Annotated in this window: 15 protein-coding genes and 1 pseudogene; 7 read left to right on the top strand and 9 right to left on the bottom strand. The window is 61.6% G+C overall.

What is annotated here, in order from left to right; genetic code table 11:
• Positions 1–24 precede the first annotated feature (24 nt).
• Entirely contained in the window at positions 25–1,086 is a 1,062-nt protein-coding gene (purM, locus tag B0B13_RS15035) for a phosphoribosylformylglycinamidine cyclo-ligase (protein WP_076796965.1), read from the top strand.
• Positions 1,087–1,130: 44 nt separating this feature from the next.
• Here the strand turns inward: purM and miaA are convergent, their stop codons facing one another.
• Positions 1,131–2,144, bottom strand: a complete 1,014-nt coding sequence (miaA, locus tag B0B13_RS15040; RefSeq protein WP_076796966.1) for a tRNA (adenosine(37)-N6)-dimethylallyltransferase MiaA — start codon at positions 2,142–2,144, stop codon at positions 1,131–1,133.
• A 7-nt stretch (positions 2,145–2,151) separates the two neighbouring features.
• A complete protein-coding gene (gene mutL / locus B0B13_RS15045) occupies positions 2,152–4,419 on the bottom strand; it encodes a DNA mismatch repair endonuclease MutL (RefSeq protein ID WP_083703758.1) in 2,268 nt (755 codons plus the stop codon).
• A gap of 157 nt (positions 4,420–4,576) precedes the next feature.
• On the opposite strand from mutL, the gene B0B13_RS15050 reads away from it, so the two are divergent.
• Positions 4,577–5,236 carry a VTT domain-containing protein gene (locus B0B13_RS15050; protein WP_076796968.1) on the top strand — a complete coding sequence of 220 codons (660 nt, stop codon included), beginning with the start codon at positions 4,577–4,579 and terminating at the stop codon, positions 5,234–5,236.
• 19 nt (positions 5,237–5,255) lie between these two features.
• Here B0B13_RS15050 and B0B13_RS15055 read toward each other — a convergent pair whose 3' ends face one another.
• Together B0B13_RS15055 and tsaE are read right to left on the bottom strand one after the other, a co-directional pair.
• A complete protein-coding gene (locus B0B13_RS15055; protein WP_076796969.1) occupies positions 5,256–6,821 on the bottom strand; it encodes an N-acetylmuramoyl-L-alanine amidase in 1,566 nt (521 codons plus the stop codon).
• Positions 6,815–7,339, bottom strand: a complete 525-nt coding sequence (gene tsaE / locus B0B13_RS15060) for a tRNA (adenosine(37)-N6)-threonylcarbamoyltransferase complex ATPase subunit type 1 TsaE (RefSeq protein WP_076796970.1) — start codon at positions 7,337–7,339, stop codon at positions 6,815–6,817. Before tsaE ends, B0B13_RS15055 begins: the two co-directional genes overlap by 7 nt.
• Positions 7,340–7,353: 14 nt before the next feature.
• Between tsaE and queG the strand changes: the two genes are divergently transcribed.
• The 3 genes from queG (at position 7,354) to xerD (ending at position 10,040) form a co-directional block, all read left to right on the top strand.
• A complete protein-coding gene (gene queG, locus B0B13_RS15065) occupies positions 7,354–8,508 on the top strand; it encodes a tRNA epoxyqueuosine(34) reductase QueG (protein WP_076796971.1) in 1,155 nt (384 codons plus the stop codon).
• A gap of 117 nt (positions 8,509–8,625) precedes the next feature.
• Complete coding sequence (locus tag B0B13_RS15070) at positions 8,626–9,117, top strand: methylated-DNA--[protein]-cysteine S-methyltransferase (protein ID WP_076796972.1); 492 nt, start codon at positions 8,626–8,628, stop codon at positions 9,115–9,117.
• Complete coding sequence (gene xerD, locus B0B13_RS15075) at positions 9,114–10,040, top strand: site-specific tyrosine recombinase XerD (RefSeq protein ID WP_076785415.1); 927 nt, start codon at positions 9,114–9,116, stop codon at positions 10,038–10,040. The genes B0B13_RS15070 and xerD overlap by 4 nt, the downstream gene beginning before the upstream one ends.
• A 178-nt stretch (positions 10,041–10,218) precedes the next feature.
• On the opposite strand, the gene B0B13_RS15080 is transcribed toward xerD, so the two are convergent.
• The 5 genes and pseudogenes from B0B13_RS15080 to B0B13_RS15100 form a co-directional block, all read right to left on the bottom strand.
• Positions 10,219–10,581 (bottom strand): type II toxin-antitoxin system PemK/MazF family toxin, encoded by a 363-nt coding sequence (locus B0B13_RS15080; protein ID WP_076785414.1) that lies wholly within the window; start codon positions 10,579–10,581, stop codon positions 10,219–10,221.
• Positions 10,581–10,835, bottom strand: a complete 255-nt coding sequence (locus tag B0B13_RS15085) for an AbrB/MazE/SpoVT family DNA-binding domain-containing protein (protein WP_076785413.1) — start codon at positions 10,833–10,835, stop codon at positions 10,581–10,583. The genes B0B13_RS15080 and B0B13_RS15085 overlap by 1 nt, the downstream gene beginning before the upstream one ends.
• A 398-nt stretch (positions 10,836–11,233) precedes the next feature.
• Positions 11,234–11,621, bottom strand: a pseudogene (locus B0B13_RS15090) (IS5/IS1182 family transposase); the annotation flags it as partial.
• Positions 11,620–12,201, bottom strand: a complete 582-nt coding sequence (locus B0B13_RS15095; protein WP_076796974.1) for an NMCC_0638 family (lipo)protein — start codon at positions 12,199–12,201, stop codon at positions 11,620–11,622. The gene B0B13_RS15095 and the pseudogene B0B13_RS15090, both read right to left, overlap by 2 nt.
• 54 nt (positions 12,202–12,255) lie before the next feature.
• Positions 12,256–13,932 (bottom strand): ShlB/FhaC/HecB family hemolysin secretion/activation protein, encoded by a 1,677-nt coding sequence (locus tag B0B13_RS15100; protein WP_237573799.1) that lies wholly within the window; start codon positions 13,930–13,932, stop codon positions 12,256–12,258.
• Between the two features lie 306 nt (positions 13,933–14,238).
• Between B0B13_RS15100 and B0B13_RS15105 the strand changes: the two genes are divergently transcribed.
• Both B0B13_RS15105 and B0B13_RS15110 read left to right on the top strand, forming a co-directional pair.
• Positions 14,239–23,160 (top strand): two-partner secretion domain-containing protein, encoded by an 8,922-nt coding sequence (locus B0B13_RS15105; protein ID WP_076796975.1) that lies wholly within the window; start codon positions 14,239–14,241, stop codon positions 23,158–23,160.
• Positions 23,157–23,408 carry a hypothetical protein gene (locus tag B0B13_RS15110; protein ID WP_076796976.1) on the top strand — a complete coding sequence of 84 codons (252 nt, stop codon included), beginning with the start codon at positions 23,157–23,159 and terminating at the stop codon, positions 23,406–23,408. The genes B0B13_RS15105 and B0B13_RS15110 overlap by 4 nt, the downstream gene beginning before the upstream one ends.
• Positions 23,409–23,491: the final 83 nt, after the last annotated feature.

Raw genomic sequence — 23,491 nt, forward strand, 5'->3', positions numbered from 1 at the left:
CCGCGAGCTTCTCGCGCTTTCGCCATGAATCAACCGAAATCCACTCCCGGCGCGCCGGCGCCGGGCCTGTCCTACCGTGATGCGGGCGTCGACATCGACGCGGGAGACGCGCTCATTGACCGCATCAAGCCGTTCGCAAAAAAGACGATGCGCGACGGCGTGCTGACGGGCATTGGTGGATTCGGCGCGCTGTTCGAGGTACCGAAGAAATACCGCGAGCCGGTGCTGGTCTCCGGCACCGACGGCGTGGGCACGAAGCTCAAGCTCGCGTTCCATTTGAACTGGCATGATACGGTCGGGCAGGATCTGGTGGCCATGAGCGTCAACGATATTCTTGTGCAAGGGGCCGAGCCGCTGTTCTTCCTTGACTATTTCGCCTGCGGCAAGCTCGACGTCGAGACGGCGGCGAGCGTGGTCAAGGGTATTGCCGTCGGGTGCGAGCTGGCGGGCTGTGCGCTGATCGGCGGCGAGACGGCCGAAATGCCGGGGATGTATCCGGATGGCGAATACGACCTTGCCGGGTTCGCAGTCGGGGCAGTCGAAAAAAGCAAGATCATCGACGGTAGCACGATCGGCGCCGGCGATGTGGTGCTGGGCCTGGCCTCCAGCGGTATCCACTCGAACGGCTATTCGCTGGTGCGCAAGATCATCGAGCGTGCGGCGCCGGATCTGCAAGCCGATTTCGATGGCCGCTCGCTGGCTGATGCGCTGATGGCGCCTACGCGCATCTATGTGAAGCCCGTGCTCGAGTTGATGCAGCAACTCCCGGTCAAGGGTATCGCCCATATCACGGGGGGCGGGCTCGTCGAGAACGTGCCGCGCGTGCTGCCCGAGCAGCTGTGCGCGGAACTGGACCACCGTGCATGGCCGTTGCCGCCACTGTTCGCGTGGCTGCAGCAGCACGGTGGCGTGGCCGACGCGGAGATGCATCGCGTCTTCAACTGCGGAATCGGGATGGTAGTCATTGTCGCGGCCGAGCACGCGCAGACGGCGGCCGGCATGCTGTCGGCAGCCGGCGAACAAGTGTGGACGCTCGGTACAGTGCGTGAGCGCAACGCCGGCGAGGCACAGACGATCGTGGTGTGACGCCCTGGCGTGGCGTGGCGCCGCCGCACTGATCGCGGCGTCTGCTACGTCGGTGCCCATATCCGCCGCACTGCGTCGACGGCACGCGGGCCGGCGTCGGTGCCGACACAGTCGACGACAATCCGCTCGGGCATCGAGCGCAACCATGTCAATTGCCGCTTGCAAAGCTGGCGTGTCGCGAAGATGCCCTTGTCGCGCATCGTTGCATAATCGTATTCGCCGTCCAGGTACGCCCACGCCTGTCGGTATCCGACGCAGCGCATCGACGGCAATCCGGGGTGTAGATCGCCGCGTGCACGTAATTGCTGCACTTCGTCGATCAAGCCGGCGTCCAGCATCGCGTCGAAGCGCCGTGCAATGCGCGCGTGCAGCACCGACCGGTCGGAGGGTTCCAGCGAAACGGCAGTGAAGCGGGGCGACGGCGGCAGACCGGCGCGCTTTGTCACGCGCGCGTCGACGTCGCCTGCGGCCTGGCGACCGCTACTCGGATCGGCGCCCGGGTGGGACGCCGCCCGCAGCAGCGTGGACATCGGCTGACCGGTCAGCTGCCAGACCTCCAGTGCACGCTGAATCCGCTGTGAATCGTTGGGCGCGATCCGCGCCGCCGATACCGGGTCGATCTGCGCCAATTTCGCGTGCAGGGCGGGCCAACCCTCGCGCGCTGCATCCTGGTCGAGTGCGGCCCGGATCGACGCGTCGGCGCCCGGCAACTCGTTCAAGCCCTCGACCAGCGCTTTGTAGTACAGCATGGTTCCGCCCACCAGTAATGGCAATTTGCCGCGCGCGGTGATCTGGGCGCACAGGCGTAGCGCGTCGGTGCGGAACTGGGCGGCCGAATAGGCGTCGAGCGGGTCGATGATGTCGATCAGATGGTGGGGCACCGCAGCGCGCTCGGCCGCGGTCGGCTTGGCGGTCCCGATGTCCATTTGCCGGTAGACGAGCGCCGAATCGACGCTGACGATCTCAATCGGGGCATGGCGCGCCAGTTCGAGCGCGGCGGCGCTCTTACCAGACGCGGTCGGCCCGAGCAGGCATGCGATGACGGGGGCGGATGCCACGGCGCGACTATTGGCCCCGCATGAACAACCGGTCCAGTTCGCTGAGCGTGAGCTGAAACCAGGTTGGACGACCATGATTGCATTGATCGGCGCGCTCGGTGGCTTCCATTTGCCGCAACAGCGCATTCATCTCGTCAATGCTCAGGCGCCGGTTCGCGCGCACCGCATGGTGGCACGCCAGCGTGCCGAGCAGCTCATGCTGGTGCTCGGTCAGCACCTGCGAGCCGCCGTACGCGTGCAGGTCCGCAAGCACCGCGCGCGCCAGCGAGACTAGGTCGGCATCCTTGAGCAGCGCGGGCACGGCCCGGATAGCCAGCGTGGTTGGAGACAGCGAAGCGATGTCAAAGCCCAATGCATCAAGCGTCTCGCGTTCCTCGCAGGCCACGCCGATCTCGACCGCATCGGCTTGCATTGTCACCGGGATCAGCAGCGGTTGTACAGCGATGCGCCGCTGAGCGAGCGCGTGCTTGAATTGCTCGTACAGGATGCGCTCATGCGCGGCGTGCATGTCGACTAGCACCAGTCCGCGCGTGTTCTGCGCCAGCACGTAGATGCCGTGCAACTGGCCGAGCGCGAATCCCAGTGGATGCTCGTCAAGCGGCTGTGCCGGCGCCGCCGCAGGCCCGTTAGCGGGAGAGGGGGGAGGGGCCTCGTTGGTGGCAGAGGCAGAATCAGCCTCGTCGGTGGCGGACGGGCTGGGTCGTATGCTTTCGGTGTCCGTCGGCGACGATGGTTGGTCCGCTACCGAGCCGGGTGCCGGCGAAGGCGCGGAAGAGGCGTCACCGTGTACGGGCAACAAAGAGGCTGCGGCCCCATCGCGCCGGCCGAACAACGCATCGTAGACGGCCAGCGGTTGGGCGACCGGTAGCACGCCCTGGCGCATCCGCGTATGCGATATCCAGCTCGGGGATCCCGGTGTCGCGGCAGGCCCGCCACGGCGAAGCCCGGCGGACTGCCCCCCGCCCTGTGGCGACGCCACGCCGGACAACGCTGCTGATACGGCATTGGATTCGGCCTGCGAGCCCGCGCCCACACCGCCGCCTCCGGCCCCCGGGCCCGCCGTGTCCGGCACGGCAGGTGTCAGGCGCGCCGCGTGGCCACCCGTGGTCGTGTCGGGCGAGGCGCCGGCGTGCCGAGCCAGCGCGCGCTGCACCGCATGGAAGACAAACTGATGGATCGAGCGCGAGTCACGAAAGCGTACCTCGATCTTGGACGGGTGAACGTTGACATCAACGCCTTCGGGTGGCAGGTCGAGGAACAGTACGTAGGCCGGATAGCGGTCACCGTGCAGCACGTCCTCGTAGGCGGCACGCACCGCATGCGCGAGCAGCTTGTCGCGCACGAAGCGGCCGTTGACGAAGAAATATTGCTGGTCGGCGCGGTTGCGGCTCGCGGTCGGCAGGCCGGAGAAACCATAGATCGCGATCGGGCCGGCCGCTTCCTCGAGCGGTAGATGCGACGTCGCGAATGCCTCGCCTAGGATTTTTGCGGTGCGCGCGGCGGCGCTGGCCGCGTTCCAGTGTTCGACGGCGCGGCCGTTGTGCAGCACCGAGAATACGACATCCGGGCGCGATAGCGCGGCGCGCCGGATCACCTCCAGGCAGTGCCCAAGTTCGGTCTGCTCGCTCTTGAGGAACTTGCGGCGCGCAGGGGTGCTGAAGTACAGATCGCGCACCTCAATTGTCGTGCCTACGCCGCCGGCGGCCGGCGATAGCGCGCCGGTCTGCGCATCGATGCGGGTGGCGTGCGGCGCGTCGGCGGTGCGGCTCGTGATGCTGGTCTGCGCGACCGATGCAATCGACGCGAGCGCCTCGCCACGGAAGCCCAATGTGCAGACGCTCTCAAGCTCCGCCAGCGAGCGAACCTTGCTGGTGGCGTGGCGCATCAACGCCAGCGGTAATTCGTTGGCTGCGATGCCGCAGCCGTCGTCTGCGATCATGATGCGTTTGACGCCGCCTTCGTCCAGCGTGATGCGCAGCGCTGTCGCGCCGGCGTCCAGCGCATTCTCGATCAACTCTTTGACGACCGATGCCGGCCGCTCGACGACCTCGCCCGCCGCAATTTGGCTGATCAATTGATCCGGCAATGGCTGGATGGCGCGCGTCGGCCTGCCATGCCGCTGCACGGTAGGTCCATCGGTGGGAGCCGGATCAGCGACGGAGGGCGGATCGGCAGCGGGGGCCGGATCAGTGGCGGGTGACGAATCGGTGGCAGGGGAGGATGGCGTCGCCGGTGGCGATTCGCCGTCAACGGATGGGCGTGCCGCGTCGGACATGCCCGGCTCAATAGACTGTGACATTCATCTATTATAGCGAGACACCGCTGCCCCGTCGTGACGGGGTTGGGTGCGCTGGCGACCGGACGGTTTCATCGGAGCAGACCGAGTATTCCGGTATCATCCACGCCAATTTTCGTGGTTTCAAGGACGCCTTTTGGATACCTTCCTGCAATTTCTCAGCCTTGTCCTGCATATTGACAAATTTTTGGGCGACTTCATCCAGCAGTACGGCGCTTGGGTGTACGTCGTGCTGTTCCTGATCGTGTTCTGCGAAACCGGTTTGGTCGTGTTGCCGTTCCTGCCGGGCGATTCGCTGCTGTTCATCGGCGGTGCGTTCAGCGCTTCCGGATCAATGGACCTGCTACTGCTGAACGTGCTGTTGCTGGTGGCCGCGGTTGGCGGAAACACGGTCAACTATCTGATCGGTGGCTATATCGGGCCAAAAGTCTTCGATGCGCACTGGAAGTTCGGCGAGCGCTTCTTGGATCGCGCCGCGCTGCTGAAGACGCATCAATTCTATGAACGCCACGGCGGCAAGACGATCGTGCTCGCGCGCTTTGTACCGGTGGTGCGCACGTTTGCACCGTTCGTGGCCGGCGTATCCGGCATGAGCCCGGGGCGTTTCCAGCTATACAACGTGCTAGGCGCGCTGCTGTGGGTCGTGTTGCTCACGGTATGCGGCTACTTGTTCGGCAATATTCCGTTCATCCGTGATCATCTGAATACGATCGTACTGGTCGGCGTGGCCACGGCGATCGTGCCGGTGGCGCTGGGCGCGGGCTGGAAGATGTTGCGCCGGCGCCGAGCCGGCTAGCTGTAGGCGCGCTGACGCATTACGCCATCCGGTTCTTCGAGAGCGGCGGATTCGCGGCGAAGTAGCGCTTGATGCCCTTCAGGATCGCAGTAGCCATCTGATCGCGGTACGCTTCGGAGTTCAGCCGCTGCTCCTCGTCCGGATTGCTGAGGAACGCGGTTTCTACGAGGATCGATGGAATGTCCGGCGCTTTGAGCACCGCAAAGCCCGCTTGCTCGACGCTGGCCTTATGCAGTTTGTTGATGCCACCGATTTCCTTGAGTACGTAATTGCCGTACTTCAGCGAGTCGCGGATCTGCGCGGTCGTTGACATATCGAACAGCGCCCGCGTCAATGTCACATCCCGACTCTTGAAATCCACGCCGCCTATCTGATCGGAAGCGTTCTCCTTTTGCGCTATCCAGCGCGCCGCGGCACTGGTTGCGCCGCGCTCGGATAGCGCGAACACCGACGAGCCGCGCGCCTGCGGCGAAGTGAACGCGTCCGCGTGAATCGACACGAACAGGTCAGCGCCGACACGCCGCGCCTTTTGTACACGCACCGCGAGTGGCACGAAAAAGTCCGCGTCGCGCGTCATCATCGCCCGCATGTTCGGCTGCGCGTCGATTTTCGCGCGCAGCCGCTTGCCGATGTCCAGCGCGACGTGCTTCTCATAGGTGCCGGCGCCGCCGATCGCGCCCGGGTCCTCACCGCCGTGTCCGGGGTCGATGGCTACGGTCAGCAGGCGAACCGTGCCGGCCTTGCCCGGCGGCACTTTGAAGCCGTAGCCGTCGTTGTCGCGGCGCGCCGCCAACGCGCCCCTATCGGCATTGTGGTTGGGCTGCGGCGGTGCCGACGGCGGTCGGGCAGGCTTGGCCGATGGGGCGCTCTGTGGCGGCACCGCATCAGCCTGCGCAAAGCGCTGGAAGAACGCATCGCTGTTGTCGCTCGCATGGCCGCGTCCGCTGGTCGGCGGTGCGATGCCGGCCAGCGCGTCGCGCCCCGGGGCGCCGTCGGACGGCGACGGCATCGCGAGCGCCGGGCCCGACAGCGTCGCGCCCGGGACCGAGCGTTGCTCGAGCGCTTCTTCCTTGCGTTGCGTCTGCGCGAGCAACTCCATCAGCGGATCGGGCGGCACTGCCGGATACAGGTCGAACACGAGCCGGTACTTGTACGAGCCGACCGGGGTGAGCGCGAACACCTGCGGCTTGACTGACCCCTTCAGGTCGAACACCATTCGGACCACGTGCGGCTGGAACTGGCCCACGCGTACCGATTGGATCTGTGGGTCGTTGGGCGTGATTTTTGCGACCAGGTCCTTGAGCGTTTGGTCCAGTTCCAGTCCATCGAGATCGACGACGAGTCGGTCCGGTTCCTGTAGCAGTTTTTGCGAGTTCTGCAGCGGTTGGTCCGACTCGATCGTCACGCGCGTATAGTCACGCGCCGGCCACACGCGCACGCCCAGCACCGCGGCCGCGTGCGCGATGCGCGGTGCGGCCAGGCCCAGCAACAGCGTCGAGGCGCCCGCGCGCAGGATCTGCCGGCGTCGCCAGCAATGCGATGCGGTGGCCGCGGATTCAATCGAACGGAACGGTTTGATCAGCATCGGGCAACGCACTCTTTTCCGGTTTCGCTATAGGCACGCACAGTCAGCTTGCGGCCTTCGCCTTGGACTTCGAGGTCGATCTGCAGGTCGGGTATGCCAAGCACGTCGCCGGCGCGCTGCGGCCACTCGACCAGGCACAGCGCCCCAGTGCCGAAGTACTCGCGAAAACCAGCATCCTCCCATTCCGCCGGATCCGCAAAGCGGTACAAGTCGAAGTGATAGATCGACAGCGGCGCGCCGTCGACATTCTCGATCGTGTAGGGTTCGACAAGCGTATAGGTTGGGCTGCGCACGCGTTGCGTGTGCCCGAGCGCGCGCAGTATCGCGCGCACTAGCGTTGTTTTGCCGGCGCCGAGGTCGCCAACCAAGTGCACTTGCATGCCATGCGCGGGCGCGGCACGCATCGCCGCCGTGATCGCCGCGGCCAACGTTGCGCCAAACGCGTTAGCCGCGTGCTCGTCCGGCAGCACGAACACGCGTTCTGTCAACGGACGAGGCGAGGCTTGTGCATCTGGCATTGCGTACAATAGAAATGATGAAACAATCGCCGGATACTGAAATTCGCCGCACGACGCTCACCGACGCCGAACTTGCGTCGCTGGCGCGGCGTGTGCGCGAATGGGCGCGCGAACTGGGCTTCAGCGCAATCGGTATTTGCGATACCGATTTGTCCCATGCTGAAGCGGCGCTCGCCGCGTGGATCGACGCAGGTTATCACGGCGAGATGGATTATATGGCCAAACACGGCATGAAGCGTGCGCGGCCGGCCGAACTTGTGCCCGGGACGCAACGGGTCATCAGCGCACGGATGCCGTATCTGCCCGCCGGGACGCCGGCGTCATGGCGCGCGCGCGAGCATGCGCGGCTGGCCGATCCGAGCGCTGCGGTGGTCTCGATTTATGCGCGCGGTCGCGATTACCATAAAGTGATGCGCCAGCGCCTGCAGCGATTAGCCGAGCGGATCGAAACCGCCATCGGCCCGCTTGGCTACCGGGTGTTCACCGACTCGGCGCCGGTGTTGGAGGTCGAACTTGCGCAAAAGGCCGGACTCGGATGGCGCGGCAAGCACACGTTGCTGCTCGATCGCGACGCCGGTTCGTTATTTTTTCTCGGCGAGATCTTCGTTGACGTGCCGTTGCCCACCGATGCGCAAAGCCAGCCGTCGCGCGCGCCGCAACACGCGGGCGCGCATTGCGGCGCCTGCACGCGCTGTATCGACGCGTGCCCGACGGGCGCCATCGTGGCGCCGTATAGGCTCGATGCGCGCAAGTGCATCTCGTACCTGACGATCGAGTTGCGCGGCAGCATTCCGGTCGAGCTGCGCGAGGCGATTGGCAACCGCGTGTATGGATGCGATGATTGCCAGCTTGTGTGTCCATGGAACAAGTTTGCGCAGCCGAGCGGGTGCGCGGACTTCGATGTACGCAATGGGCTGGATGGCGCGCAACTGATCGAATTGTTCGGCTGGAGCGAGCAGGATTTCGACACGCGCCTGGCGGGCAGCGCGATCCGCCGGATCGGCTACGAACGCTGGCTGCGTAATCTCGCGGTTGGACTCGGCAACGCGCTGCGCGCCGGTGGCGGCGCGGCAGGGCGTGATGCTGTGCTGGCAGCGTTGCGCAAGCGTGAAGACGACCCGTCTGCGCTGGTGCGCGAGCATGTGCGCTGGGCGCTGGGCTACGGGTAGCCATTGCCCATCTGCTGGCCGTCGCGGATGCCGCGTCGTGATGCCGTAGACACGATTCGGACGTAAAATCGACCGTCCGTGCCGCGTACCGCCGCGCGCGTCCCCAGGAGAATTGGCATGTTCAATGCCGTGATCGATGCACCATTCGGACGGGTCGGTATCCGCAGCGACGACCGGTTCGTTCATGAAATTGTTTACCTGCCCGGCACGACTCCGCTGTGCATACCGGACAATGCGCTGGCCCGGCGGGCGGCAGCGCAGATCATGGCCTATTTCGAACGGGCCGACACGGTGTTTGACTTGCCGCTGTCGCTCGCCGGCACCACGTTCCAGCGCCGGGTATGGGACGGTATCTGTCGCATTGCACCCGGCACCGTTTGGACCTATGGGCAACTGGCGGCGTCGATCGGCGCGGTGCCGCGTGCCGTCGGACAGGCATGCGGGTCCAACCCCGCGCCACTGGTCGTTCCATGTCATCGCGTCGTGGCAGCAAACGACCTCGGTGGCTTTGCGCATCATGCGGGCAAGGGGTTTTTTCGTGACGTCAAGTGTTGGCTGCTGCGCCATGAAGGCATCCGGGTGCCTCAGCAGGGTGAGTTGTACGCATGAGCGACGTGCAAGTCGAACAGTTGAGCGCGTATCGCAACACGAGCGCGCAGGCGATCGATGCGTTCTGCGACGCGCTATGGCTCGAGCATGGGTTATCCCGCAATACGCTGGATGCGTATCGGCGCGACTTATCGCTGTATTGCGACTGGCTCGCGGCGACGCACGAGCGCACACTCGATGCGACGCGCGAGTCGGACCTGAATGGCTACCTGGCGGTGCGCAGCGATGGCAAGGCCAGTTCCGCGAACCGGCGCTTGTCGGTGTTTCGGCGCTACTTCGCATGGGCGTTACGCGAGCATCGCGTCGCGGCTGATCCGACGCTGCGCATCCGTTCGGCCCGGCAGCCGCCCCGTTTTCCGTCCACCCTCAATGAAGCGCAGGTCGAAGCATTGCTAGGTGCGCCGGATCTGGACACGCCACTTGGATTGCGCGACCGTGCGATGCTTGAGTTGATGTACGCGAGCGGGTTGCGTGTCTCAGAGTTAGTTATGCTCAAGACGGTCGAGGTGGGGTTGAACGAGGGTGTGGTGCGCGTGATGGGCAAGGGTGCAAAAGAGCGCTTGGTGCCGTTTGGCGACGAGGCGCGAGGCTGGCTGGAGCGCTACCTGCGCGAGGCGCGCGCGGTGCTCCTTGGGGGGCGCGGCGCCGACGCGCTGTTCGTGACAGCGCGCGGCGGCGCGATGACGCGTCAGCAATTTTGGAACCTCATCAAGCGATATGCGTTGCGCGCTGACATTCACGTGCCGCTGTCGCCGCATACGTTGCGGCATGCGTTTGCGACGCATCTGCTCAATCATGGCGCGGACCTGCGCGTGGTGCAGATGCTGCTTGGCCACAGCGATATTTCGACGACCCAGATTTACACTCATGTTGCACGTGAGCGCCTCAAGGCGCTGCATGCGATACATCATCCGCGCGGGTGAGTGTGTGGGACTGATTGGCTTGGTGGGCGGTAAGCTTTGCGCTGCTCGTGTATGCGAGCGCGTGGTTCAAATGCCGTGCGCCGGCTGCGTTTCTGTGTGCGCTGCTAAACAGTCAACTTTTAAGCCCGACCAGTGCTCGCACGCCTAGCATAATCCATGACTGTCTTTTTCCGTTTTCTTAATCGCCAATCGCAATAATTTGGTTTAATTGTTCGCATGCGGCTGCGAACACATCATCCGGCACGCGCTTCCACGGATGTGCCTTTGCTCCCCGTGTTCGCCAGTCAAATGACTTGGGCTGGTGTCCAAGCACGTAGCTCGTGACGTTTTTCGGCCCCTGAAACTTGATAGCAAACGGATTGGTGTCATTGAAGTCGGCAGTTGTCATCGGAAGCCCGATGACAATGCCGGTTCGCTCGTTGAACGGTTTCGGTGACAAGACCAGCATCGGATGCAAATTCTTCATTTCACGACCGACCTGCGGATTGCAGTCAATCCAGATAATGTCACGTCGGTCAGGCACCCACAAAGCACCTGTCATTAAAACACCTCCGCACCAACGCGGCTTGTTGCCATCGCTTCACCGCCGTGCTTTATTGGATCAAACCGCGCCAGTTTCTCCGCGAGCGTAAGCTTACGCGGACCCACCGGCTTCACTGTTACACCAACTTCATCCGTCGTCACCTCCACCTTCTGGCCAACCTGGAAATGCGCTGAGCGTGCAACCGCAGCGGGAATGCGCACAGCTAGGCTGTTCCCCCACTGTTGGATCGTGAGCGTCGCGGTTTTTGCCATGATGTCACTCCTTCTATCATTGTATAAACAAGTATATACGAATATACTGGGGGTTTCAACGCGTTTATACGTTATGCGTCTCGTGCGACACGAAAGTCGGGCAGTTCGTTGTTTCACCGCCGATGTTAGACGGCGATGGGAGTGCGGAAAAAGCGAAGGCTGCCCTGTAGTGGGCAGATAAGGGTTGCATCGCAAGTCGAGGAGAGGAGGTTAGCAGCGGCTGGCTGATCTGTCGCATTTACTGGACTCGTTAGTGACAATGAGTCGCAATTTTGTTAAGGCAGCGCTGGTTCGGTGCATACTGGCAACATCAATCGGCTCGCATACCGATCATGCTTGAGACCGTCACACTCATTACGTAGTCCGCCCTAAACAATTCGTTTTGGCCTCCGATGAACTCAGGCCGCTGACGGTGCGGTGGTTTTGAAGCTGAGCAAAGCGACGAGCATCAGGGCGCAAAAAAAGCCACAGCTTGCGCAGGATCATCCGCAGGTTGTAGCCGGCGCCGCACAGCACCGCATGAATCGCATCGCCCAGCGTACCCTTGAACCAGTTGCGATCGAGCTTGCCGTCTGACTTTATGTGTACGATGGACGGCTCGATCGCGCTGCGATGTCGGATCATTGCGCGTAAATCTCGCGTGATACCGCGTCGCAAGCCCGGATGATGAACCTTTACGCCGTCGATCACTACGCCCTTGTAGCCGTGATCGACAACAGCGATCTGCGGTTGCACATCGCTCAGGATCGCCGCTTGTTCCAACGATTCAACCAACGTGTGCCCGTTAATTTGATGAAGAAGCGACGTTGGCTGCGGCCACCCGGAGAGAGGCTTGAAATGCGCCATCCGGATGTTCGGTAGTCAGCATGATAAATACAAAGCCGGTCGAAGCGCCGATTGCAGACAATTCATACACAAGTACACGTGTGTTTCCAGTTGGCTCCTCCAAGGTTTTATCTTCTAACACGTCAAAATTCATCCCGGGTCGTTTGCTGCCTTCGACTATCTTTCTGAACATGGACTCAACTTCGTCCGCCTTAGCTGCTTGCGCATAGACAGCGCATGCTTGCGTCTGTCCGCGTATAGCGAGCGCGAAATTTCCGTAGCGAGTTGGCACGGCCCCGGCCTTTCCTTTCTTTCCCTCTCCGACGAAAACATACAACGGGATAGGATCGGTGATTTCACGCAAATGCATTTTTTCTGCCCACTTTCGCACATCCTCTGGTTTTCCCATGTTGGGTATGCATGCGTCTATAAACAGCCTAACAACAGTATGCGCAGCTAGATCCGCTGCAAATGCGGTATGAGAGGTTAAGGACAGCGCTAAAGCTAAAAACAACACGACATGACTCGTTCGGATGCGCATAGGACTTCCTCGAAAAGGCGGGAAAATGGATAGAGAGCAATGACGTGTGCCTGCTCACAGCTGCGCGCTCAGTCGAAAGCCGACTGTGACGCGGGCCGTCGATAACGCCGTTGGACGATACAGGGGCGTGCCAGCGAACAACTCGTACGTGTAAGTGGCCAAGCGCGTAGGCACCGTGCCACGCAGCCCAAGGGCCGTGCCAACGAGCCGCGTGCCGTCTTGGCCTCGTGTCAGTGGACCGAAGACTTGGCCATAATCGAGCGCCGCATAAGCGTGCTGCCCGGTGTGCGCGATGGGCGCTTGCAGTTCATTGCGCCAGTAAAAGCCGCGCTCGCCGGCGAGCATTGTCTCGCCATCGAAACCACGCACCGTGTAGCGGCTGCCGATGGTCAAGCTATCCAGATAAAACAGCCGGTCGTTGGTGAACTGCCCGTGTGCGGCACTGACGTAGCGCAACGGCTGGTTCGCGAGCGTGAACGGCACGGACAGATTCGCATCGAGCGATGCCATGCGCAGTCGATACGTCGGATAGCCGCGTGGCAACGCCGGCGTTGCACCGAGCCAACCCAAACCATGCCGGTACGCGAGCAGGCCGTCAAACTGTGCGCCGCCGACATAATGCCGATGGGTCAAGCCCAACTCGATAAACGTATTATTACGTCGTTGTGGTTTGATTTCGGTGTCTTCGATAAAGCTCGCGCCAAAGCGCTTAATGCCGCGTAGCTGCACCCCGAACACACCGGCCTGGCTGCGCGCCAGTGTGCGATGCACGCGCGCGTCGACGAACTGGCTGTTGCCGCTCGCGACAAAGGTGTGGTTCGCGCCGACAATCTGTTGGTAGTAGGTGTTGGTACTGGCGGACAGCGATGCGGTCCAGTACCCATACGGGATCGAATAGGCAGCGTTCCAGCCGTGCGAGCCGAGCCGCTTGTCGCCGAAACTGAGATCATGGTTGGCGCCCACGTTCAGTATGTCGTTCAAGCCCAGTGGGTTATCGACGCCGACGCTCACGTGGCCTTGCAGCTTGCCGGTCGCCCGTGCCCCCGAGTTGTCCACTGCTGCGACGATCGTCCACGGCTTGGCGCGCCTCAGCTGGATCACCACGTCACTCTGGCCTGGCGTCTGGGCGGGTTCAATCCGCATGTCGACGTCCTGACTCGGTACGCGCTTGAGCTGCTCCAGGCCTTGTTCAAGATCGCGCAGATTCAGCGCGTCGCCGGCTCTAGCTGGAAACGCGGACTTCCATGTGCCGCGTATCGTCGGCTCCGAGAAACGCACGGCATGAATCACGCCTGGCACTAGCGTGACGGTCAACTCGCCGTGCGACAGATCCTGCTCGGCCAGCATAACCCGTGTTGTGATGTAGCCGCGGCTTAAAATCTCCTGTGTTAGCCCACTGACAATCCGGTCCAAACCCTGCTTGCCGACGCATTGACCCGCGTAGTGTGCCAGCCATTGACGTGCAAATGCGAAGCGGTCCTGGGGCAGCGCCGAGGCGCCTTGCGCGCGCACGGATGCCGGTAGAAGCTCAGGCACCTTAAGCGCGAGGCGGTCAAGGCGAAAGCACGGCTGCTCGATGGGCAACACCGGGTAGGCCGCGGCGGGCGGTGCGCTGGAGCGTACAGCAGGCGTGTTGATGGCCTGTTCGCGCTCTTGTGCCTGGCGCTGTTGCTCAAGCCGCTGTTCCGGATAGGTGGTTTGCCGCGTCGGTTCAGGTGGGTTTTGCGCCAGCGCCCCGGGGCTGGTGCCTATGCCACCGAGCAGTAGGGCCGTGCATCCCACAAGCGGGCCAGCGTAGCGAAGGGGTAGCCGTGCTGTCGAGGTTGGCAAAGCAGGCGCTCCTTGACAAATAGGGCTGGCGCGGCCAGCGGGGCCCTGATATTGGCATGGCGGGGCGGCCCACTGGGGTGGGCGGGTCCGTCCCGCGCAGTATTTTTTCCGATTGAATGGGGGCGGTGTCCGGGGCACGGCACAGGCGGTTGGCCAATGGCGAATCTTATACTAAGGTAGTTCAATTGCCCAACGAGGCGAATCTCTATGGCAACGCGTTGGATTCTAGTGGGTGTTGAGCCGGTGTGGCGTGTGGGCCGCGCCCGCTTCGTGGCGCTCTGGCTGAGCGCGTGGCCAGCGTGGGGTCTTGCGCAAATCGTGCCGGCTCCTGGGGGCGAGACGCGAGTCATCCAAACGCAAAATGGTTTGCCGCAGGTCGATATTGCCCGGCCGTCCGGGGCAGGCGTGTCGGTCAATCACTACCATCAGTTCGACGTCCAAGCGCCCGGCGCGATCCTAAACAATGCTTCGGCGATTGTTAAAACGGGTCGAGCAGGCTATATCAACGGCAATCCGCACTTCGGCCCGAATCAGTCGGCGCGCCTCATCGTCAACGAGGTTCATAGTCTAGAAGCAAGCCAGCTGCGTGGCCCTGTAGAGGTGGCCGGTCCGCGCGCTGAGGTGGTGGTCGCTAATCCGTCGGGCATTATCGTGAACGGCGGGGGCTTTATCAACACGAGCCGGGCGACGCTGACGACCGGACAACCGTACTATGGCGCAGACGGCTCGCTAGCCGGCTTCAATGTGTCGCGTGGGCTGGTGACTGTGCATGGTGCAAAGTTTAATGCGTTGAACATCGATCAAGTGGACCTGATCGCACGCGCGGTGCAGGTGAACACCGAAATTCGCGCCAAAAACTTGAACGTGGTGAGCGGCGCGAACCAAGTGCCTTACGCTACGCTAGCGGCCACGACCATTCAAGGCGACGGGCCGGCGCCAAGCGTATCGATTGACGTTGGCCAACTCGGCGGTATGTACGCCGATCGGATTGTGATGGTTGGCACCGAACACGGTGTGGGAGTGCACAGCGCGGGTACGATTAGCGCGCAGGCCGGTGATTTGACGCTGTGCGCAAACGGCAAGCTCACGCTCACGCCAACGAGTCAAACCAATGCAAGCGGTCTATTAAGCGTGCGCGCGCAGGCTGACATTCAAAATGATGGCAAGCTTTACGGCAAACAAGACGTGTCGGTTTCAAGCGCGAGTTTGCTGAGTAATGTCGGTACGCTCGCAGCCCAACGCAACTTGAAGGTCGAAGCGCACAGGGTGAACTCAAGCGGTGGGTTGGGCGCCGGAGCCGATGCCGACGGCGTGATCGACAGCGCAGGCGAGCTCGAGGTCAAGGCCACCGGTTCACTGGTCGCCACAGGCCATCAATTGGCGGGCGGCAACATGACGCTTGAAGGTGCCGCCGTTGACCTGAAGCACAGCAACACACTTACCGACGGTCATTTGGAACTCTACGCGAAGTCTGGCGATATCGACTTGACCGGCGCGGAAGTGGTGTCACAAGGCACTGCGCGCATCATCGCGGACGATGGCGTAGTGAACCATAACCAAGGCAAGCTGTCGTCAGGCGACACGCAGACGATCCGCGCCGCGGCATTGTTGAATCAGGACGGGCAGATTTTTTCAGAATCGACATTGGATATCGACGTAGCGGGGAAGATGGACAATCTGCGCGGGCTCGCGCGAGCAGCCGGGCGCGTCCTCGTGAAGGCCGGCTCACTGGATAATACGGCTGGGCGCGTCACATCGAAAAGCGATGATGAGCTGTCGGTGACGACGGTGGGCCCACTGACGAACGCGGCGGGTCATACGGTGATGGGTGATCAAGGCGGCGTGATTGGCGGCAATGGCAACGTCAAAGTGCAGGCCGGCACGCTCACCAACAGAGGTCGCGTCACGGCGAAAGGAATGCTGAAGGTCAGCGGCCAGTCCATCAATAACAATGACGGTACGCTGAGCGCGAAACGGTTGGATGTGACGGCCGATTCGCTCACGAATGAGAAAGGGGTGATTGCACAAACGGGCAAAGGCGACACAGTGGTTCGCATAACCCACAAGTTCGATAATACATTGGGCACGATTCGAAGCAACGGCGAAAATCTAACGCTCAAGTCTGAAGCAGGCAGCTTGACGAACAATAGCGGCACGCTTTATCACGGCGGCAGCGGCACACTGAAAGTGACTGGCGCCAGCACGCTGACAAACCTTAGTGGTTTGATTGACTCGGCCAGTGTGCTCAATGTGGACGGTCAATCGATTGACAATACCGGCGGTGTCATCCGTACGAAGACCGGCTCCGTCACACTTACCTCTGCGTCGACGTTTAAAAACAATCAAGGTGTCGTGCAAGGCGGGAATGGGCTCGAAGTATCGTCCGCCGACACGCTTTTCAATCAAGAGGGCAAGCTCGTCAACCGGAGTTCCACCGGCACGCTCGCCGTATCCGCCCAAGAGCTCGACAATACGAATGGCCAAATCGCCGACACCGGTACGGTTCACACGTTGATTAAGGCCGCGTCGCTCCATAATGCCAATACGAACGGCCAGACCCATAGGGGTGTTATTCGCGGCAAAGGGAACGTGACGATCGACAGCGCCGCCGTGCAAAACGGCGCGAATGGCCAAATTGTCGCCGATCGGGACCTGACTTTTAAGAATACGGACCAGCTTACCAATGCGGGCCAACTCACGGCGGATGGTATGCTGACCGTCGAGCAGCCGCACGCCGTCTTATCGAATGTGGACGGCCAGATCAGCGCGACGAAGGTCAAGCTGACTGTCGCGAGCCTTGACAACACGAGCGGCCAGATCGCGAATCCGAAAGGCTCAAGTGGCGACATTACGATTCAGACCGGCGTGCTGACTCAGCATGCCGGCACCATCGCGAGCGCACGGGACCTGAAGCTCAGCGCGGTCTCGCTCATCGGCGATGGTCAGCTCATCGGCGGTCGCGATGCGGCCATTTCACTGCAAGACGACTACACGCACGGTGCGAACAACCAGATCACTGCAAACCGCAACCTGACCTTCTCAACGACGGGTCAGCTGACGAACACTGGCAAGCTGTCGGCAGTCGGTAATCTGACCACCCGCTCGAACGGTTTAATCAATCGAGGCGAGATCAGGTCGGGCATACAAGGGGTGACTGGCACGGGGATAACTACGCTTGAGGCCGGCAGCGGCGAGCTAATCAACGAAGGGAAAATTGACGGCCATGCGGTTACGACGACCAGCCAGCATCTGACGAACACGGGTTCGATCATCGGCGGCACACTCACGCACACGGCGAACACGATCGTCAACGATGGTGCGCGGGCGGTCATGGCGGGCACGCAGCAGGTCAACCTCTATGGAGCCAACACTGTCACGAACCGGAACGGCGCAACGCTTGTTAGTCTCGGCGACTTAAACATCGCGAAAGATGACCAGAAGGATGCAAGCGGCAGACTGATTAATCTAATTGACACGGTGAACAATTTGTCGTCGACGATGGAAGCGCATGGTCTGATGAACATCGCGGCCCGTCAGCTCAACAATATCCGTCAAAATGTACAGACAGAGACCCGTTCGTCAAGTTCGACGCACACCATGCGCCAGTTGCCGTGGTGGAGGCCCTCTCCGCCGGGTAGTTCACCCGCGTTCCAAGATGCGAATGTGCACATGCACCACGCGTACTATGTCAATCCAGCCGATATCATCTCATCGACACCGATCCTGACGCCGGACGGCTATTGGGTGACTCAGCTTGTTGTGAACCTGCCGTGGAATGCATCGGTGTTCGAGTGGAAGAATAGTGGCCTGTATCAAACCCAGTATCAGCAAGATTGGCGTGTTACGCTCCCGGCCGGTCAAGTGACACTCTATGCGTATGATGTAAAACACGGACAATCGAATCCGGATCAGCAGGGCGGTACCGCGTGGGATGAAAAGTTTTCAAAAAATACCTATTTGAGAAGTTTTAGCAATACGGCCTACTCGAACCATTACGGTAATTGCACAACAGACTGTGTGCGAATCGAAACTTACCCGGGCTATACCGACCCGAACACGCAGTTTATGAAAGAAACAGAGAGGCGCCGTGAAGGCCATTGGCCGGTCGAGACCCAGCGGATCGCTCACCAAACGGTGACCGAGACCGAATTGTCGCCCAACAGCGGTGCGCCCGCGCTGTTGACCTCAGGCGCGGCGATGAACTTGACGATCGGTGAGCTGGTGAACAACGACAATGGCACGATCGCCGCGGGTGGCGACTTGAACGTCAATGGCCAAAAGGTGCCGAATGGTCATGGCGCCGCGGTGATTAAGAATACGTCAACCCAGTTGACCAAAACGTATTCATTCACCAACCAATCCGGGTATAACCACGTGAAAGATCCCTATCCCGGCACCCCGGCACAGTGGGTTACGTGGACGAATCCCTCCATCACCTTCACGACTGGCATCGCCGGCGGCACGGTCACGAGCAACCAGGCTGTCACCATTGATGCAGGCGAGACTCGCAATATCAGTGTGCAGGCGACGCCCGTACCGGTGGGCGCGGACGCAGCTGCACTGGGCCTGCCGGATATCGATCTTAAGGGCCAAGGCGTGGGCGCCCCGAGGGGCGCAAAACAGCGCTCAGGTACGCCCGGTGTAATTAAGACGGTCGCGGGCGTGCGCACTAGCCGGCCTCAACTGAAGTTGCCCACGAGTGGTTTGTTTACCATCCAATCGGCACCCAATCATCCGTATCTGGTGGTCACTGATCCGCGTTTCACAAGCTATACCCAGTTCGTCTCGAGTGATTACATGCTTGGCCAGCTCGATTTGAACCCGCAAACCGTTCAAAAACGGATCGGTGACGGCTATTACGAGTCGCAGCTGGTCATGGCACAGGTGACTCAGCTGACGGGCAAACGCTATCTGGAGGGCTTTACCAGCAACGAGGACGAATACAAGCAGCTGATGACTCATGGCGCGGTGTTTGGCAAACAGTTCAGCCTAAAACCCGGCATAGCGCTAACGGACGCCCAGATGGAGGCACTGACGACGGACATCGTCTGGTTGGTGAATCAAACGATCACGCTAGCGGATGGTAGCCAGCAGACGGTACTTGCGCCACAAGTCTACCTCGCGAAATCGAACCACGTCGATGTGACGCCGAGCGGCGCACTGATCTCGGGCAATACCGTTCAGATCAAGGGCACAGACATCGTGAATCAAGGCGGGACGATCGCTGCAAAGGGCGATGCGGCACTGGCTGCGAGCAACGACATCCAGAATTTGGGGGGAGCCATCCATGCCGACAACCTCGCCTTGATGGCCGGCCGCGACATCATCAATCAGTCGCTCACTCGTACTGAGGCCCAGCATTTCACGACCGGCACGTCGACGCATACGTCGATCGGCGCGCTCGGTACGCTGAACGCGAGCGGTGAGATGCTGATGCAGGCCGGTCATGACCTGACGGTGAAAGGCGCGCGGGTGACAACGGGGGGCAACCTTGGCGTGATGGCAGGCCACGCGGTGAACATCGGTACAGTGGAGACGGGCTCGACCATTCAGACGCACAGCGATGCGCGCAATACCAGCGCATATCAGAATACGACACAGGTGGGCAGTGCGCTGCACACGGGCGGCAGCCTGGGCGTAGCGAGCGGTGGCGATATTGGTGTGACGGGTAGCACGCTGACATCGGACGCGGATATGGCGCTTGTCGGCGCTGGTCATGTCACCATCCGGGGCGCGACAAATCGCGCCGCTGTGAATTTGACCGGTGCGCATGGTCGTGATTGGGCGTATGACAATCATATGGTGGAGACGAACGTAGCTAGCCAGCTGTCAACAGGCGGTAGTGCCACGGTGGTGGCGGGTCAAGCTGCGTCCGGCAAACGGCTTGAAGTGCTGGGTTCAAATATTGTGGCCGGCACGAAAGGACAGGGTAATGGCGCGGTGAACCTAGCTGCGTCGGGCGACGTAACGATCGCCCAGACGCGTACGCGTACCCGCGGCGATGCAGCCAGCCATTCCGAAGCGGACAAATTTTTGTCAAGTTCATCAACGGATACTGCGCGCAGTTATGCGGGCAGCAACGCGCACGGCTCACTGGTGTCAGGTGAGACGGTGAGCGTATCAGCGGGTCATGACCTGAACGTGCGGGGCAGTGCCGTGGTGAGCACGCATGGCACGGCATTGGCGGCGGCAAACAACGTGAATATCGGTACCGCGCAAAGCACGGCGCAGGAATCGAATGACTACCGCCACCGTCAATCGGGCCTGCTAGCCGGAGACGGACTGGCCGTGACGATTGGCTCGCGCGCGCAATCGGACCAGGCGCAATCCTCGTCGCTCACGCATCACGGCAGCGTGGTCGGTTCGGTCAAGGACAGCGTGACGATCGAGGCGGGCAACGAGTTGCACGTGAAAGGCAGCGACCTCATCGCCGCGAAGGACGTGGTGGGCACGGCGAAGACGGTGACGCTGCAGACTGCGACTGATGAACAGCACCATAGCGGACAACAGGCGATGCGGCAAAGCGGCGTGACGCTCGGGATCCAAACGCCGGGCATCGCAGCGGTGAATAATGTGGTACAGCAGGCCAGCGCGGGTGCCCACAGTCAAGACGATCGGGTACGGGCGCTGCGCGGGCTAGCCGGGGCCAGTGGCCTGTACGATGCGTACCAGTCAGTGCCGGGCGAATTAGGCACGCTGGCCAAGGGCGAGATGCCCGAAGCGAAGCTGACGGTGAGCATCGGCTCGTCCGGCAGCCGCTCAGTGTTCAGCGAGGACAGTACGCAGGCGCGCGGCAATCGCGTGCAGGCAGGCGGGCTCACAAAATTCCAGGCGACGGGCGAGAAGGACCCAGGCCAAGGGAACGTAATCATTCGCGGCTCGCAGATTGATGCGCAAAACGTCCACCTTGCGGCCACCGATCGGGTCGATCTGCTCAACAGCACCGACACTGAGCGTGTGCGTCACGACCATGGCTCGACAAGCGGCAGCGTCGGCGTATCGATTGGCACGAAGGGGCTTGGCGTGTCGGCGTCGGCCGCGCGTGCCAACGGCGACGGCAACTCGGACGGGGCGATGCAGAACAACACGCACGTTCGCGCACGCGAGAGCGTGACGATTAAGAGCGGTGGCGATACGAACGTTGTGGGCGCGAACGTGAAGGGCAATCGGGTGGTCGCCGACGTGCAGGGCGACCTGAATGTGGCGAGCGTCCAGGACACCAGCGTAAGTGCGGCGCGCCAGCATAGCGCGGGCGTCGGGCTGAACGTGAGCCAGGGCGGGGGCAGTGCCAGTTTCAACGTGCAGAACGGCAACGCGCGTGGCAATTACGCGAGCGTTACCGAGCAGGCGGGGATCGAGGCTGGCGAAGGCGGTTTTGACATTGCCGTGAAGGGCAACACCGATCTGAAGGGGGCGTTTATTGCGAGTGAGGCGGTGAAAGCGCAGAATCGTCTGAAGACTGGCACGCTGAGCTACTCGGCGATTGAGAACCACTCGGATTACCAGGCAAGCACCTTGGGCATCAGTGGTGGCGCGACGACAGGCGACGGCGGCAATGTGTATCAGCCGACCGGATCGAGCTCGGGCAAGAATGCCGGGGGGGCGTCGCCGCTGTATCTGAGTGAAAGCGGCAGTAGCCGTGCCCGTACGCAAAGCGCGATCAGCGCTGCTGAGATCGAGATCACGAACCCTGATCAACAAAAGCAGGCTATCGCGGGGCTGAACCGCGATGCGACGAATCTGAACGGTCGGGTGGACAAGACGCCGGACGTCCAGCAGAGTTTGCAGAATCAGGGCGAGCTGATGAGCGCGATGCGTGATGCCGGCGAGGCGGTTGCGCGTCGGATCGGGGACGTGGCGGATGCCAAGCGCGACGCCTTGCTCCAGGCGGCTAGCGAGAGCGACGATCCGCAACAGAAGCAGCAGTATTTGGCTGAAGCGGAGCAATGGGGTGAGAGCGGGCGCTACCGTGTTGGTCTGCAGAGCGCGGGTGGCTCGCTGGTGGGAGGCATTGGCGGAGGGCTGTTGGGGGCGGCGCAAAGCGGCGCGGGGTCGTTGGTATCGGCGTTGCTGGCGAATAAGCTTGATGCGGTGAGCCGGCAGATTGCGGATCAGAAGCCGACCGGTAATGCGGACTTGGACAAGACGCTGGGCAACTTGGTGGCGAATGTGATGTCGAGCGTGGCGGGGGGCGTGATTGGGGGAACGCAGGGTGCGCAGGCGGCGTATAACGTCGATCGGTTTAATCGGCAGTTGCATCAGGGCGAATACGATTTAGCGAAGCGGCATGCGAAGCTGGTGGCGCAGCAGCTCAAGATTAGTGAGCAGGAAGCGGAAGGCCGGATCGTAGCGGAAATACTGCGCAATTCGGATCAGCAGGCGGCGGAAGCGACAGGCAGCAAGCATGATTACGAGATTCGCAGTATTGTAGGTTGCCAAAATCTGAATTGCTACGGTGATAAGAAGGATCTGCAGTATGCGGATCATGATTACAACAGCCAGTACATCAAGCCGAACCAAGGGGCATATGACGCAGGGCAGAGCCAGCTTGGGCGGGGACAGACGTATAACGAGCTAGTGACGTCGAACATCAATAAGGATCCGGTTGGTGCAACGGTGGCGGGCACGGGGATGATGGGTCTAGGTTTGGCCGCGGGTGGTTCGTTGGCTCCGGCGGGCATGATGGGCGCGGGTGCGCTTTTGGGGCTGGGAGCTAATGGAGGTGTCCAACTCATGGGTGATCAGCCGTTTGACTGGACGAGCTTTGCGTTGTCGGGAGTGACGAGCGCGGTATCGACGGGGATGAAATTTGCTCCGGTGTTCATGACGGGAGTCGGCGGTGCGTTGACCGGCTCAGCACTGCAAGGTCAGAACCCGAATGCGGCGATGGGGGGCGCGGCGGTGGGGACGGTGATTGGGTATCCGATTGGAGCCAAAATTGAGGGCAAGCTCAATGACGTGCTGAATCCTTGGTATCGGCAGGAGTGGGTGGATGTTGGGATGGGGATGTCGAAGTATGTACCGCCGAGTACGATTCCGTCCTGGGTTGGCAGTGCATTGGGTGGCGCGGCGCAAGAGACGACTGGCTCGGCTGTACAGAACAGGATTGATAGGGGCGGCAAGGAATGAAATCGAAGACTGCCTTTGAATGGTTCCGTTGGATGTGCTACGTGCTGCTCTGGCTGATTGCAATGGGAATCGGCATCACTATCATCGAACTTGCCGCTGGCCCTGCGGTGCTATGGCTGCTGTACGACATTCCGTATCAATTGCCAACGTGGAATCGGGCTGGCCGAATGGCAGTGTTTGTTGTTCTGTTCAGTTTGTTCGCAGGAACAGTGACGTGGTTCAGTGAAAAGAAGTCATCAGGCCGATAGTCTGAAATGGTGAACAACCAGCATATGCTGAGTTCATCGTCTGTGGCGTTTGCCTGCTGCGGTGTCAGGGGATAATGGGCACG

This window comes from Burkholderia sp. b14 (genome assembly GCF_900156195.1).
GTDB lineage: Bacteria > Pseudomonadota > Gammaproteobacteria > Burkholderiales > Burkholderiaceae > Mycetohabitans.